This is a genomic window from Arcicella aquatica (genome assembly GCF_034928825.1).
Taxonomy (GTDB): Bacteria; Bacteroidota; Bacteroidia; order Cytophagales; family Spirosomataceae; genus Arcicella; species Arcicella aquatica.
The window spans coordinates 122,956-136,461 of the sequence record NZ_JAYFUL010000011.1 but is presented as its reverse complement, the minus strand read 5'-3'; the positions used below and the strand labels follow the sequence as shown (position 1 = coordinate 136,461).

The 13,506-nt window shown below is 35.6% G+C and carries 17 protein-coding genes and 2 pseudogenes; 2 read left to right on the top strand and 17 right to left on the bottom strand.

Going from position 1 to position 13,506, the window contains the following annotated elements:
* Positions 1-3 precede the first annotated feature (3 nt).
* Positions 4-1,218 (bottom strand): DUF2264 domain-containing protein, encoded by a 1,215-nt coding sequence (locus VB264_RS09375; protein WP_323248762.1) that lies wholly within the window; start codon positions 1,216-1,218, stop codon positions 4-6.
* 377 nt (positions 1,219-1,595) lie between these two features.
* On the opposite strand from VB264_RS09375, the gene VB264_RS09370 reads away from it, so the two are divergent.
* A complete protein-coding gene (locus VB264_RS09370) occupies positions 1,596-3,473 on the top strand; it encodes a DUF4139 domain-containing protein (protein WP_323248760.1) in 1,878 nt (625 codons plus the stop codon).
* Between the two features lie 86 nt (positions 3,474-3,559).
* Here VB264_RS09370 and VB264_RS09365 read toward each other — a convergent pair whose 3' ends face one another.
* From VB264_RS09365 to VB264_RS09320, 9 genes and pseudogenes are all read right to left on the bottom strand, one after another.
* Positions 3,560-3,961 carry a hypothetical protein gene (locus tag VB264_RS09365; RefSeq protein WP_323248757.1) on the bottom strand — a complete coding sequence of 134 codons (402 nt, stop codon included), beginning with the start codon at positions 3,959-3,961 and terminating at the stop codon, positions 3,560-3,562.
* A gap of 333 nt (positions 3,962-4,294) precedes the next feature.
* Positions 4,295-5,272, bottom strand: a pseudogene (locus VB264_RS09360) (IS4 family transposase); the annotation flags it as partial.
* 263 nt (positions 5,273-5,535) lie between these two features.
* Positions 5,536-5,846, bottom strand: a pseudogene (locus tag VB264_RS09350) (transposase); the annotation flags it as partial.
* Positions 5,847-5,935: 89 nt separating this feature from the next.
* Positions 5,936-6,208, bottom strand: a complete 273-nt coding sequence (locus VB264_RS09345) for a YtxH domain-containing protein (RefSeq protein ID WP_323248755.1) — start codon at positions 6,206-6,208, stop codon at positions 5,936-5,938.
* A gap of 10 nt (positions 6,209-6,218) precedes the next feature.
* On the bottom strand, positions 6,219-6,470 hold the full coding sequence (locus VB264_RS09340) for a DUF5670 family protein (protein ID WP_323248753.1): 252 nt from the start codon (positions 6,468-6,470) through the stop codon (positions 6,219-6,221).
* The gene (locus VB264_RS09335; protein WP_323248751.1) at positions 6,415-6,846 is read right to left on the bottom strand and encodes a hypothetical protein; all 432 of its coding nucleotides are present in this window, start codon (positions 6,844-6,846) and stop codon (positions 6,415-6,417) included. Before VB264_RS09335 ends, VB264_RS09340 begins: the two co-directional genes overlap by 56 nt.
* Before the next feature lie 54 nt (positions 6,847-6,900).
* A complete protein-coding gene (locus tag VB264_RS09330; protein ID WP_323248749.1) occupies positions 6,901-7,179 on the bottom strand; it encodes a BON domain-containing protein in 279 nt (92 codons plus the stop codon).
* Positions 7,180-7,249: 70 nt separating this feature from the next.
* A complete protein-coding gene (locus VB264_RS09325) occupies positions 7,250-7,387 on the bottom strand; it encodes a BON domain-containing protein (RefSeq protein WP_323248748.1) in 138 nt (45 codons plus the stop codon).
* Positions 7,388-7,544: 157 nt separating this feature from the next.
* Positions 7,545-7,721 (bottom strand): hypothetical protein, encoded by a 177-nt coding sequence (locus tag VB264_RS09320; protein ID WP_323248746.1) that lies wholly within the window; start codon positions 7,719-7,721, stop codon positions 7,545-7,547.
* 301 nt (positions 7,722-8,022) lie between these two features.
* Here VB264_RS09320 and VB264_RS09315 point away from each other — a divergent pair, with 301 nt between their 5' ends.
* On the top strand, positions 8,023-8,244 hold the full coding sequence (locus VB264_RS09315) for a hypothetical protein (protein WP_323248744.1): 222 nt from the start codon (positions 8,023-8,025) through the stop codon (positions 8,242-8,244).
* Positions 8,245-8,532: 288 nt separating this feature from the next.
* Here the strand turns inward: VB264_RS09315 and VB264_RS09310 are convergent, their stop codons facing one another.
* Genes VB264_RS09310 through VB264_RS09280 form a run of 7 tightly spaced genes read right to left on the bottom strand, consistent with a single transcriptional unit; the run spans position 8,533 to position 13,504 of the window.
* The gene (locus VB264_RS09310) at positions 8,533-9,081 is read right to left on the bottom strand and encodes a bifunctional nuclease family protein (protein ID WP_323248742.1); all 549 of its coding nucleotides are present in this window, start codon (positions 9,079-9,081) and stop codon (positions 8,533-8,535) included.
* A 12-nt stretch (positions 9,082-9,093) separates the two neighbouring features.
* On the bottom strand, positions 9,094-9,318 hold the full coding sequence (locus VB264_RS09305; RefSeq protein ID WP_323248740.1) for a hypothetical protein: 225 nt from the start codon (positions 9,316-9,318) through the stop codon (positions 9,094-9,096).
* 1 nt (position 9,319) lies between these two features.
* Entirely contained in the window at positions 9,320-9,934 is a 615-nt protein-coding gene (locus VB264_RS09300) for an urease accessory protein UreH domain-containing protein (RefSeq protein WP_323248738.1), read from the bottom strand.
* Between the two features lies 1 nt (position 9,935).
* Positions 9,936-11,072 (bottom strand): NHL repeat-containing protein, encoded by a 1,137-nt coding sequence (locus VB264_RS09295; RefSeq protein ID WP_323248736.1) that lies wholly within the window; start codon positions 11,070-11,072, stop codon positions 9,936-9,938.
* A gap of 4 nt (positions 11,073-11,076) precedes the next feature.
* Entirely contained in the window at positions 11,077-12,132 is a 1,056-nt protein-coding gene (gene hypE / locus VB264_RS09290) for a hydrogenase expression/formation protein HypE (protein ID WP_323248734.1), read from the bottom strand.
* A complete protein-coding gene (hypD, locus tag VB264_RS09285) occupies positions 12,129-13,223 on the bottom strand; it encodes a hydrogenase formation protein HypD (protein ID WP_323248732.1) in 1,095 nt (364 codons plus the stop codon). Before hypD ends, hypE begins: the two co-directional genes overlap by 4 nt.
* A 2-nt stretch (positions 13,224-13,225) precedes the next feature.
* Entirely contained in the window at positions 13,226-13,504 is a 279-nt protein-coding gene (locus VB264_RS09280) for a HypC/HybG/HupF family hydrogenase formation chaperone (protein ID WP_323248730.1), read from the bottom strand.
* Positions 13,505-13,506: the final 2 nt, after the last annotated feature.

Below are 13,506 nucleotides of genomic sequence, written 5' to 3'. Positions count from 1 at the left end.
AATTTATTCAACGGCATGGTCGCCTAAAACGGACTCGCCTGACCATACCTTTTGAGATGTCCATTTGGTTGCTGGGCTACTCCAAAACTCATCTGTTTCGGGTAAGCCTAACGGCAATAAAATGTTGGCACAGATGTATAAACTTCCTGTTGTGATATAGACATCTGCTAAATCAGGCTGAGCACCGTATAGTCCGATAGCTAACCAACCATCTTTGGTAAATGTGCTTGGACTTTCGGTGGTTTTTTTGATAACAGCCGTTAATGCACTACGCACTTGTGCAGGGTTTAATTCTTTAGGTAAACCTTTACGCCAAGCAATATCTGCTAAATGATGAAAGGCCGCTCCCCGATATACAATAGAACGCCCCGTAACTGGGAAAGAACCATCGTTGTTGATTAATCTCTCTTGGATAACAGCATAGCGTTCATTTCTGGTTTTAAGCTTCTCGGCAGTCCAGTTAAAAAGGTTTGTTTTAGGACTTAATTCTTTAATCATATTCGCCAAATAGGGATGAATTACGTAGCTATTGTAATAGTCCCAATGATATGGCGGTCCATCAGAATAAACACCATCTCCTACATACCATTGTTCCAATTGACGGAAGCAATATTCTACCCGTAAATTATCCCAAGGATAGCCATATTTACAGAAAAAAGTTTCTATCATGCCCGAAAACAATATCCAGTTTGAAAAACCAGGTTTAACATTTCGGGTAGCTAAAAATGCTTTTATAACATTCTCTTTTGCTTGGGCATCAAGGTTTTCCCATAACCACGGGCTTCTAACTAAAGCCAAGGCCAAGAAAGATGCATCCACGAGTGGTTGTCCGCCTTTTTCAAAAGCCATATAATCTTTTGCTTTCGGGTTTACAGCGTTGGCAATAGCTTTTAAAGCGTAATTTCTATATTGATTTCTAAGGGCTACTTCTTTAGCCGAACCTCCTTCTAAATTTAACCACGGAGAAATACCGCTCATTAGTCGGGCAAAAGCTTCTAAATAGGCTACTTCTTTTCGAGTATTAGGATTGTCGATAAATTTAGACATCGTCTGAGGCATCACAATGCGAAGGCTATCCTTTGCCAGACTACTTAAGATGGGTTTTGCTAGTTGGTCAAGATGCTGTAACCAAAAAGCACGGTCGTTATTGGTGGTTTGCTGTGCGTATAAACCAACAGGTAAAACGAGTGCACAGACAAGAAATAATTTTTTAAACATAATGAGCCTAGTAAAAATTAAAAGATTTATCCTACTCGCAAAAGCGAAGATATATACAATTTCTACTCCTTTTATACTGAACTCCCATGCGATTCAAAGGATGAATAACATTTGCTTACTTTCACCCTACTATTAGACTATTTTAGCCCCTTTTTATTTGATGACTTTAGGATTTATGGACGCTAGGAATCTGTGTGATTATTAGTGTTGAAAGCATCTGAAAAGGAATTAATGAATAGTTAACATTAATCAACTAAATTTTTAGTAGTATTAAATACTAAACTTATCATACATTTGTTTATATAAATGCTAATACTTGAAGTGTTGTCTACAAATCTTTTTTAAGCTCATTAATTATTAAACCCGTTAACTATCACATGAAAAGAAATATCTCACTTTGCCTTTTAAGCATCATCGTGTTTGGGCAAATGGCTTTTGCTCAAAACAAAAAACAAACAGTTAGTTCTAAAATCGAGAAAGTCACCGTCTTCACCAGTGGAGCACAAGTCAGCAGAAAAGCTAAAACGAATCTAGTAGCAGGCAAATCAGAATTAGTTTTTTCAGGTATTTCTCCGAATATCGACGTACAAAGTATTCAAGTAAAAGGCTTTGGTAACTTTACTATTTTGTCTGTCATTCATCAACGCAATTACCTAAATGAACAAAAAAGCAGAGAAGAAATCACTGTATTGGAAAACCAAAAAGAAAGTCTGAAAACAAAATTACGTGTCGAAAGAAGTATGTTTTCTGTTTTCAAAAATGAGGAAACGATGCTTACTAAAAATCAGTCTATCGGTGGCAGTAACACAGGCGTAAAAACAGTCGACTTAAAAGAAGCCGTTGATTTTCAAAGAAATAGACTTTCGGAGGTATTGATGAAACAGATAGAACATGAAAGGAATATTCAGAAAATAGATAGTAGTATACGCATGTTAGACTATCAATTAAAAGCCTTGAATCAAACCAATGATTATGCCACTAGCGAGGTATTGGTAACTGTTTCAGCCAAAGAACAAGGAGCTGCTTCTTTTGATGTAAGCTATTTTGTAAAAAATGCGGGTTGGTATGCCACTTACGATTTAAGGGTAAAAGATATTAGCAGCCCTATTGATTTATCTTTAAAAGCCAATGTATATCAGAGCTCAGGGGAAGATTGGAAAGATGTAAAAATGACAATCTCTAACGGTGACCCAACTGAAAGTGGAATTGCTCCAAGTTTAAAACCTTGGTACTTATATTTTGGTCAGGCAAGAAATGAATTATCTGAAACACTGGAATCGAAGGTGCAAGGCCTTTCAAATGGCAATGAGGTAAGAGGAACTGTAACCGAAAGAGGAACAGGCTTGGGCTTGCCAGGAGTCCAGATTATGGTAAAAGGCACTAGTATTGGAACAGCCTCTGATGCCAATGGCAATTATACCTTGAAACTTCCTGAGAATGCTCAAACCTTAGTGGTTTCATACATAGGCTATAAGAAGCAAGAGGCGTTTATCAATAGTAAGATTGTTAATATAACCTTGGAAGAAGATACACAACAACTAAATGAAGTAGTTGTTGTAGGATATGGAGCTCAGCGTAAGATGTCTCTAACAGGTAGCATAACTTCAGTTGCTGCCGCCCCTTTAGAAACGACACAAAAGTATCAGCCTACTACGCTAGTTTTTGATATAGAAGTGCCTTATACCATTTTGAATGATGGCAAGGTATATTCGGTAGATATTAAAAATCAATCTGTCCCTGCTTTGTATGAATATTTTGCTGTTCCTAAATTAGAAAAGGATGCATTCTTAACAGCTAAACTGATTGACTGGCAAGAACTTAATTTATTAGAAGGCGAAGTAAATCTTTACCTAGAAGGAGCCTATTTAGGTAAATCTATTTTAGATGTTCGTCATGCGAAGGATACGCTCAATATTTCGTTAGGGAAAGATAAAGGAATTATTATTGAACGTAAAAAGCTAAAACAGTTTAGCAACCAACAGTTTTTGAGCAATAATAAAACGGAAAACAGAGCATACGAAATTAGTATAAGAAATAACAAGCAACAAAGCATTAACATCGTTATTCAAGATCAGTTCCCGATTTCTACCACCAAAGACATTTCGGTAGAAGAACAAGAATACAAAGACGCAACCATGGACAAGGAAAGTAAAATCCTTACTTGGAAATATGAGCTTCCTGCCAAACAAGAGAAAAAACACGTGATAAGATATGGCGTTAAGTATCCTAAAAATCAGGTTGTGGTGTTGGAGTAAAAAGAATTTTAATTGGAAGCAAAAAGGGTTGTTCTGATGCGAACAACCCTTTTATTTTCAATAGGTCTATGGTTAATCAAATCTTTTTAGTTCAAAGAAATAAAACGGTCTGGTGTATTTGCCAGTGGTTTTACCGTTCCTACTTGTACATTTTTAACTATTTTAGACTCTCCATCACTGATTTCGAACGTGTATTTACCATCTTCTAATTCCCTAAGGTCAAACTTACCGCGATAGGCCGTATCATTTTTTCTAATATATTCAGCATGTAAGACCTCTCCCGATTCACTTTTTAAAATCACTGATAGGCTTTTTCCTGCTAGTTTCTCTACCATTACATTCATTTTCATGGTATTAACCGTTTGATAAACCCCAACTGCGAAAGTTTTTTGAGCGTTTAAATTTCCGTTGTTGTCTGTCGTTGCATTGCTGATAAATGATACTGCTGACAATAAAGCGATTGCGAATGTTTTTACTAAAGTTTTCATTTTTTTGTTGTTTAGATTTTAAAGTATTTATTTTGAAAGGTTGAGGTTAAATGTTTGTATTTACATTTTTTCAATCATGCTAATACTATTAACAGAAGTATGCCAAAAAATATAAATAATTGATTATCAATATTTTAATATTTATTGATTATTTTAAAAGTGTACGCTTATAGTACAGTTAGTGTTCGATTTGAGGACGACTGTTTACTTTTTATGATAAGTTTATCGTTTCTAAATGGGGTGTATCAAACAAAAAGGAGCTGTCTCACGAAGACAGCTCCTTTATTATTTCAGGAGTCATTTTTTTGCTATAGTCTATTGTTTTTCTTTACTCTACTCGATGTTTTTTGTTAAATATTGATAATGAGATAGTTGTATTTGAATCCACCGAATAAATATATTCAAAAGCTCTTTCCAGATTTTCAAAAATCCTTGATTGATATTTCTAAACCCTTCTCTCAAGATATCAAGTCCCTTTCGGAAAAAGCTATTGGATTTATACCCATGTCTTTTAGTTTTAATATTTTGTAATTTTTTGTGATGATATTTTCCAATATTTACACATATTCCAACAGCTATACTGACAAAAACTAAGAGTTTCTTGATTTTGTCACTTGATTTTAGATGTGTATTTTCTAAGTTAAATCCACGTCCTTTAACAGTTTGAAAAAAGACTTCTATCGACCATCTTCTTCGATAAAATCCTCCTAATTGTTTAGCTGGAAGATTTCCTGCCAAAATTAGAAAATCGCCATCTGGTAACTTTTTTAGCATTATATTACACCAAACACCATCTATCATACAATCTTGATAATAACGCTCAGTTTGAGTTGATAAGAGTACAAATACTGAGTAAGTTTCAGTATTTTTCAAAGTTATTAAATGGCTCTTTGGCATTCGCATACAAAATGGTATATTATTGTTTTTCAAGTATTTAATCCATTCATGCCCAATAAACTCTCGGTCTCCAACAATAACTAAAATCCTATCAACTCCTATTAACAAAATCACTTTTCCAATCAGTTCTTTCCTATTATCAATATTACTATTCCCGCTTTTGTTATCTAATAAATCCCAATAAATAGGAATTCCAACTCCATCATGGCGAGCAACTATCATAAGAATATTGCACTGATATTTACCAAAGTCCCATTCAGTTCTATCTATTGAGAGGCTTAATTTACCTTTGGGTAAAAACATTACTAAAAGAATAGCGACTTGTTGATAATCAAAATGGAAATCTTTAAAAAATGCCTGAATTCTTCGCTCATTTGATTCAACTTTTGAGTCTGTTGTAAAATGTAGACCAACCTCTTTAAATTGTACGGGGACGCCAAGTCAAATCATATAACTGTATTCCAAGTAAAACTCATTCCAAAGTCGGAAAGGAAACAGGTCAAACAGGTCATATTGAACGCTTGAACAATACGATTAGGCAAAGATTCAGCCGATTTGTTCGTAAAACATTATCTTTCTATAAAAAAGAGTATATGCTCAATCTTCATTTTAAACTTTGGGCATATCAATACAATCAAAATATTATCAGTTAAAAAATGACACTACCTATACTGTCTTGTCCTAAAATCGAGGGTGCTATTTCTCGATATATACATAAAATGTATATTCTCTTCTAAAGCTTTAGCTATTTTCCGACAGGAGTAAACATTGCTAAAATAGCTGTAGAATAATACTTTAAGCAGCATACGTGGATGGTAGGCTGTGGTGCCACCCCTTTGTAATGGCTCATGATAGGGTTTATATCCAATTCATTGACAACCATCTCAACCAATCTTACAGGATGGTCGGCAGGAATCTTATCAAAAATATTGACAGGGAAAAGCTCAGGAGAGTAAGCTAAGAGTTGTTTGAAAAGTGCCTTTGCCATAGGACTTTTTTTCCCCTAATTTAATCATTAATACCCGAAATGTCAAAAAAAGAGGCCGCCAAATACTTTTTGGACAGCCTATTAAAGAATTAAGCTATTTCTTTCTTGTTTGTATCCAACCTATTTTTCGCTTTTCCTTCATCAAAAAGCATTTCAGCATCACGCCAAACTTTTTTATAACTACTCGGAATAGAGTCCACAAAATCGTTGAATTTATCTTTTAATTCATCAGCGTAATCCTCACTTTTATACTTAATGTTTCTTCTTAATCTTGAACCTTTTTCAGGTGAAAATAAGATACCTAATAATGCCCCGCCGACCGCTCCAGCCAGTATGCCCACTAATATTTTTCCTGATTTCATAATCTATTTGTTAAATTGTTTTCTTAAATTTTTGATGTTGAATGAACCCTAACATAATCAAATTTGCAGCAATTATAAGTAAAATGTGAATACTGTAATTTATATCCATACCAATAAAACCTATTGCCCAAACAATTACGATAATTCCAGCAATGACAAAGTGCAAATTATCCAACACATCAAATTTCTGTATTTGATGATGGATTTTAAAAGCTGTCGGTCGAGAGTATAATTTGTGAATTCGGAAATTGAACGCTTGCATCGTCTTCTGCGGTTATAAAAATTTTGTTTGGTTTGAAGGCAGAAACCGTCTCGAATGAAGCATTTAATTGTTGCGATATTCCCCCCATTTTACTATTTAATTTTCCAATGTTTTTTGTAATATCCTGATCTGTGACCATCCAAATTATGTAGAATTGTCTCGGAGGACTCAACCTACTCACTTCTGCCAATTCTGAAATATGAACATTGATAACATAATTCATATTTTTGTCCTTATGAACCTGCACATCTCCACGTGCCGCTGGCACTACGGAGGAATTTAAAAAAGCAATTTTTTTACTACAAGAGCTGATTGAAATTGCTATCATTATCATCAAAAAATACTTAAATGAGAAATTAAAATTTTTGTTTTTCATCTTTCTTATTAGTTAGTTTTGTTATTTTTAAATCTTAAAGCATAATCAAATTCCTCAATGGTTTCTAAAATGCTTAATTTTGAATTGTTGGTAGTTCAATTTTTCAACATCATCCGTATTGTATTTTTTGATGTTGATATAGTTCATTACGCCCTTCACACCTTCCAAATTTCTTACAGTTTTTTTAGGTGAATCTTTTTGATAATTCCAAGGCAATTCTCCTTCCAGAGTAACCCAGCCACCTTCAACCTTCACTTTTTCTTTTGGAACTAACCAATCTAATTGTAAGGCATTTACAACTTTGTTTGCAATTTCAGAGTTTGTTTTTTCCATGTGCTTGCGAACTTTATTTATATGTCCTTGACCACCGCTTTATCGCCTTTCACTTTCTTTGCTGCATCTTCTACCTCTGTTTTTTTAGCGTTCCAGATAAAGTAACCACTCCATCTTTCACTGAAACGCCAATTTCAGCGGCGTGTAATAAAGGCTCCCATTTGATAGCATTTTGAACATCTTTCTGTAATTCCTCGTTAGTTTTCATTGTTATGATTTTTTGTGTGAAATTATTTTCACGATGTAAAGTTGACGAGTTTCATGCTACTAAGTATTATATAATTTTGAGTAAAAATTACGTAGTTCACTGATTATGAGAATTTTAATTTTACCTTAATTTGAGCAAATCTTCTTAAATAGTGTATTTATGTAATCGTGATTTCTGTTGCTAAATAAATTTTTTGTACCGCATTAATTAACTCAACGCTATCCTTGAAAGGACGTTGAAAGGCTTTTCTGTCCATGATTAAACCCGCTCTTTTATTGATAAAGACAATTTCTACCGCATCTGTTAAATCCGCATTTCCCTTTTGATTCTCCACCCTAGTCTATCAAATTGATTCGTCCTCATTACTTGGTATCTGCACAAATCAATCCGATGGTCTGAACTCAATTTAGCGTAAATTCCGAGATTAGTTTCGGCAAATTTTATTGCTGTGAAACAGCCATTATTTGTAGGTAATCTTTGCTTTATTATGTCCACTTCAATGGATACGCCTAGATGATTAGCTTGTCTTGAAAAGATTTTACCAAAAAAAACTACAGTTGTTGAAGCACCTTCATGGTTGCCTTGTAGGGGTCTTTTTACTTTGATATTCTTAAAGCATTATACAGGACTAAGCGATGAGAAATTACTTGAGAGTTTTCACACCAATTGGGCAATGCAGCCGCGACGGCGGACCGTTGTTCTGTGGGGTTTTACTTTCTGATAATGAAAGAATTAAGGATAATGCTTTTGTTGCTAGAATAAGGTCTTACTTGGGAATCTATTTAGATTTGAATCTATTCCAAAGTGTAATGATTAATAACTGGGAAGCTGAAATTCCTGATAAAATGTGCTTTTGATGGATACTACTTGCTATGAAGTTTATCTTCGTATTCCTAGTAATTCGAATCGCCGATGCAGGAAGTTTTGGTACAGAAAGAAACACTATTTACTTCGTGAAATAAAGGCAAGAAGTCAAAAGACTGAGTTAATTTGGCTATTCTTTGGTATATATACAGCCAATGTTGTCAGGATTAACAATCGAAGACAAAAAACAGTCATCAAACTCAAAAAATAGCTGCATAACAATAAATTTCAACGAACATTAAATAACCACTTAATGAGCTGTATGATAAAATATGGACCATTTATTTCTTTCTCCTTTCAATGGCATCACGCACTCTTGCTGCACTTTCATAATCCTCTTTTTTAATTATTTTTGCCAGCAATTCTTCTAATTCCGCCATTGTATATTCGGCATAAGACCCTCTTTTATCTCGTGTTTTTTCATCAAAATCATACGCAGAATTTTCAATAACCTCTGATGTTGCATAAATGGCACAACCAAATCTCACCGCAAGCGCAATTGCATCTGAGGGGCGGGCATCAATTTCGAACGTTTCGCTTGGTGAAATGACGATAATATTAGCATAAAAGACTTCTTTTTCTAAACGATTGATGACAATATGGGAAAGAGATGCGTTGAGTTTTAGAAGGGTATTTTGAAATAAATCGTGGGTCTGGGGGCGGCTAGGTTGCATCTTTTCCATTGCTATGGCAATAGCTTGAGCTTCGCCGACACCGATGATAAGCGGGATACGCCTTTTGCTTTGCGTGTCTTCCAAAATAAGTGCATAATGTCCTGGTTTCGAGATACTTTCTGAGAGAGCTACAATCCACAATTCTCTTGTTTCCATATTTTTATTCATTTACGGGTGCTTTTCTATACTTTTTCTGAGAAATTCGCAAAGACTGCCAATTTCATTAAAGGGTGAAATCACCCAACCTTCATGCGAAAGACGGTATAAATCTCGCCCTTCAACTTCAATTTGAAAACCGTTTTCCAATTGAAAATATTGGGCGTTTCTTGAAAGAATGGCAATTTTTGTCTCTTTCAAAGCATATTCTACAAAGTCTGATTCATTATATTCCATTTTATAAGTTTTTATAGACTACAAAACATCCCAAACCAATACACAATACCGATGAAAAGATAGTTAGTAAGAGCCGTATAATTGAATTATTCATTAATTTTTGTGAGAAAGGCACGCTAAAAAAAGCTGCTGCTAACATCATACCTATGACAGAGCCCAAACCAAAAATTATCAAATATAAAATACCATTTAAAGACCCTTGAATGGTGGTTAAAATCGTTAAAATTAAGGCTCCACTTCCAGCCAGACCATGTATTAACCCTACACCATAAGCTAGTTTATGGTCGTGGGTTTGAGGTGAATGATGATGGTATCGTTTTGCATTTTGTGATATTTTTAGCAAACGATATAATCCTAAAGCAATTAACATGAATCCAACAAAAGCTTCAAAATAACGAAAGCAATTTTCGTTGAAAGCAAATTTACCCAAGATAAATATACTACCAACTAATAAAATAGTAGATGTGTGTCCAAGCCCCCAAAAAATACCATCTTTCAAAGCCAGCAAGACATTATTTCTTCGAGTAACGATGTTGCTAACTGCCACTAAATGGTCGGCTTCAAAAGCATGAGAAAACCCAATAATACTGGAAGCAAGAAGTGGTGTAATATCCATTTTATGAGATTTGGAAAATAATGATTCGATGATTGCCCGTATCTGCCACAAATAATTGATTTTGAACGATACATATCGAAAATGGCCAATATAATTGTTTATCTGTTCCGTAGCGGGTATTGGCATTTTCACTACCAATATTAAAATTTTCGTGACCAATAAGATTGTCTGCCATCGTAGCATTTTTAGTCGGAATTGTTTCAAACCAGAGTAATCTACTATTACCAGTATCGGCTATAAAAATCCCATTTTTATAAAAAAAGCTATCATACACCCAATTAAGACTGTTTTGCTTGGGAAATAAGCTATACAAATTTTGTCCATTTGAATCAAAATCTGGTTGTCCGATAATGATGTCTGCTGGTTCTGAAAATGCATTTTGCCAATCATTCCAAACCAAAGTTCGGTAGTATTGGGTGTCAGTAACTGCCATTTGTCCATTGGGTGCAACTCTTACAGAGTAAGGCCAAATAGGTTCATGGTTTTCGTAATCTCTTTCTTCAAAACTTGGTTTCCCGATTACAGCATCAGCTTTTTGAAAGGATTGAGTTGGTATTTTTTCGTAATATAAAATTCGCCGGTTTCCTGTATCACAAATCCATAACTTTTCTCCATCTGAAAATACGCCATAACACCAATTTAAACTTTGCGAAGTTGGACTTGAGCCGATACCTTTAATATTGGGTAGATTCGATTCAAAATCTGGCTGTCCCAACACCAAATCTGCTTTTTGCCCATGAGTGGTTGGAAAAGTATTCCATATCAAAACTCGATGATTCCAAGAGTCTGCAATAATGAGTTTTTGCCCATCCGACCAAATGCCAGAAGGATATTGCAAGGTACTGGCACTGACTCGATGCCCTGAGTTTCGCCCTGTCTCGTACGTTTCAAGTTGCCCTAAAACCAAATCGGGTTTTTCATATTCATTTTTTGGAATTTTCTGCCAAATAAAAACACGATTTTGTCCAGTGTCTGCCACAATTAATTTATCACCAACTGACCAAACTCCTCTTGGGGCAAGTAGTGGATTTCCTTCATCACCTCGAAAGATAAAAGTTTGTTCAACCATTTGTGGCAATTCAGTTGATGAAATACCAAATGAATCAGTTGGTTGGGAATTGGATAATGAAACAATCATAATTTTAACAAATTCTGGGTAATTGCTCACCAACTAACATATTTACAACTCTTTTACCACCAATTTTACTGGTCAAAATTACTTGTTTTGGGTGTTCCAAAACTACTTCACCAATAATGGCAGCATCTGTTCCATTGTCAAATTCAGACAGTTTTTTCACAAAATTATCCGCAATTTCTGCCGCAACAATGGCCATAAAAATTCCTTCATTGGCTACATAAAGCGGGTCGAGTCCCAAAATTTCACAAGCTCCAAAAACTTGTTCCAACACGGGAATTTGATTTTGTGAGATATTGATTCCGAAACCACAATCTTTAGCAATTTCGTTTAAAACAGTTGCAACACCACCTCGGGTTGGGTCTCTTAAAAGATGAATATCAGCTCCAAAGTCATCTAAAAGGGCTTTTACGGTATGATTGAGATTGGTAGTATCGCTGATAATCGTTGTTTCAAAATCTAAGCCCTCCCGAACTGACATAATGGCAATCCCATGTGTGGCTACGTTTCCTGAAACAATAATTTTATCACCTACTTTAATATTTTTGGAAGAAATATGAGCTTTTGGATGAACCTGCCCAATACCCGAGGTATTGATAAATATCTTATCCCCTTTCCCCTTTTCAACCACTTTCGTGTCGCCAGTAACTATTTGAACATCAGCACATTCAGCACTATTTTTAATAGAAACTAAAATCTCCCAAAACTCAGAGATGGGCAGTCCTTCTTCAATGATAAAACTGAGCGATAAATACCTAGGAATTGCCCCGCACATAGCAAGGTCATTCACTGTTCCATTCACCGCCAATTCACCAATATTACCGCCCGGGAAAAAGACTGGCGAAATGACATAACTATCCGTTGAAAAGGCTAAATTTCCAGATAATTCAAAAACTGCCCCATCGTGATGTGTATCTAAAAGTGGATTTTTAAGTAAACTAAATACGCCCGATTCCAAAAGCCTATTGGTCAGTACGCCACCACTTCCATGTCCAAGCGTTATTACATCAAAATCGAGCGTTGGCATCGGACAGGATAAATTCAATATAGTATTTCGGGTCATAATATTTCAACGTTTGAATAATGGAAATAGGCAGCACAAGCACCCTCAGAAGACACCATGGGAGCTCCAAGAGGTTTTTCTGGCGTACAATTCTTGCCAAACTGGCTACATTCAAAAGGCTTTTTGATGCCCTTTAAAACTAATCCTGCTATGCAGTCAGCACATTCAAGAGCTTTGGTGATATTTACCAAGAATTTTTTATTTGCATCAAATTCCGATAATTCTTCTTTCACCTCCCAACCACTCTTCGGAATTGTGCCAAGTCCGCGCCATTCACGGTCTGTTACTTCAAAAACTTGTTCAATTGTTTTGATGGCTTCTAAATTCCCTTCGGGCTTTACGATTCTGCTGTATTGATTTTCTAAATTCGCCTGACCGTGCTCTAACTGCCTTACAGTCATCAAGATACCTTGCAATAAATCGACTGGTTCAAAGCCTGTTACTACCATGGGTATATCGTATTTCGCAACCAAATCATAATATTGCCCAATTCCCATAATGGCACAAACGTGTCCTGCCGCCAAAAATGCTTGTATATGTGCGGTTTCATCATCCATCACAGCTTCAATGGCAGGCGGTACTAGCACGTGAGATGCTAAAATGGAATAGTTTTTTAAGCCTAATTTTTTTGCAAATAATACTGATAAAGCATTAGCAGGGGCTGTTGTTTCAAAACCTACGGCAAAAAAAACTACCTCTCGATCAGGGTTTTGTTGTGCTAATTTAACGGCTTCGAGGGGAGAATATAAAATCCTGACATCGGCTCCACGAGCTTTGGCTTCGAGTAAACTACGTTTTGAACCTGGTACTCGAATCATGTCTCCAAATGAGCATAAGATCACACCTTTTTCTTCAGCTAAATAAACTGCTTTATCAATCAGATTTAACGGCGTTACACAGACTGGGCAACCCGGTCCATGAACCATTTGGACTTCTTTGGGAAGCAAGTTTAACAATCCATTTTTAACCAAACTATGCGTTTGCCCACCACACACCTCCATGATTGTCCAAGTGCGGGTTACTGTACTTTTTATTTCATCCAAATACTGTTCAACAAGTTCTGGGTTTCTGTATTCCGAGAGAAATTTCATGATTAATTATGGGATGGGGAATCAATTTGACAAGATTCAATTAACTCATCTAATTCTCCGATTTCACTGAGATAATTAAATGTTTTTTGGGCTTCTTCTTCATCCACAACTGTCAGCGCAACGCCCACATGAACCAACACATAGTCGCCTACAACAGCCTGTGGAACCATGTCGAGACTGGCTTCCTTGATAATTCCACCGAATAGAATTTTTGCCATTCTAACTAATCCATCATATTGATACTCAATAGACTGTATTTTTCCTGGGATTGCGAGACACATAT

Excerpts from the sequence above, each read along its gene's own strand:
- VB264_RS09375 (WP_323248762.1), bottom strand. The coding sequence starts at position 1,218 with ATGTTTAAAAAATTATTTCTTGTCTGTGCACTCGTTTTACCTGTTGGT.
- VB264_RS09370 (WP_323248760.1), top strand. The coding sequence starts at position 1,596 with ATGAAAAGAAATATCTCACTTTGCCTTTTAAGCATCATCGTGTTTGGG.
- VB264_RS09365 (WP_323248757.1), bottom strand. The coding sequence starts at position 3,961 with ATGAAAACTTTAGTAAAAACATTCGCAATCGCTTTATTGTCAGCAGTA.
- VB264_RS09345 (WP_323248755.1), bottom strand. The coding sequence starts at position 6,208 with ATGAAATCAGGAAAAATATTAGTGGGCATACTGGCTGGAGCGGTCGGC.
- VB264_RS09340 (WP_323248753.1), bottom strand. The coding sequence starts at position 6,470 with ATGCAAGCGTTCAATTTCCGAATTCACAAATTATACTCTCGACCGACA.
- VB264_RS09335 (WP_323248751.1), bottom strand. The coding sequence starts at position 6,846 with ATGAAAAACAAAAATTTTAATTTCTCATTTAAGTATTTTTTGATGATA.
- VB264_RS09330 (WP_323248749.1), bottom strand. The coding sequence starts at position 7,179 with ATGGAAAAAACAAACTCTGAAATTGCAAACAAAGTTGTAAATGCCTTA.
- VB264_RS09325 (WP_323248748.1), bottom strand. The coding sequence starts at position 7,387 with ATGAAAACTAACGAGGAATTACAGAAAGATGTTCAAAATGCTATCAAA.
- VB264_RS09315 (WP_323248744.1), top strand. The coding sequence starts at position 8,023 with ATGAGAAATTACTTGAGAGTTTTCACACCAATTGGGCAATGCAGCCGC.
- VB264_RS09310 (WP_323248742.1), bottom strand. The coding sequence starts at position 9,081 with ATGGAAACAAGAGAATTGTGGATTGTAGCTCTCTCAGAAAGTATCTCG.
- VB264_RS09305 (WP_323248740.1), bottom strand. The coding sequence starts at position 9,318 with ATGGAATATAATGAATCAGACTTTGTAGAATATGCTTTGAAAGAGACA.
- VB264_RS09300 (WP_323248738.1), bottom strand. The coding sequence starts at position 9,934 with ATGGATATTACACCACTTCTTGCTTCCAGTATTATTGGGTTTTCTCAT.
- VB264_RS09295 (WP_323248736.1), bottom strand. The coding sequence starts at position 11,072 with ATGATTGTTTCATTATCCAATTCCCAACCAACTGATTCATTTGGTATT.
- hypE (WP_323248734.1), bottom strand. The coding sequence starts at position 12,132 with ATGACCCGAAATACTATATTGAATTTATCCTGTCCGATGCCAACGCTC.
- hypD (WP_323248732.1), bottom strand. The coding sequence starts at position 13,223 with ATGAAATTTCTCTCGGAATACAGAAACCCAGAACTTGTTGAACAGTAT.
- VB264_RS09280 (WP_323248730.1), bottom strand. The coding sequence starts at position 13,504 with ATGTGTCTCGCAATCCCAGGAAAAATACAGTCTATTGAGTATCAATAT.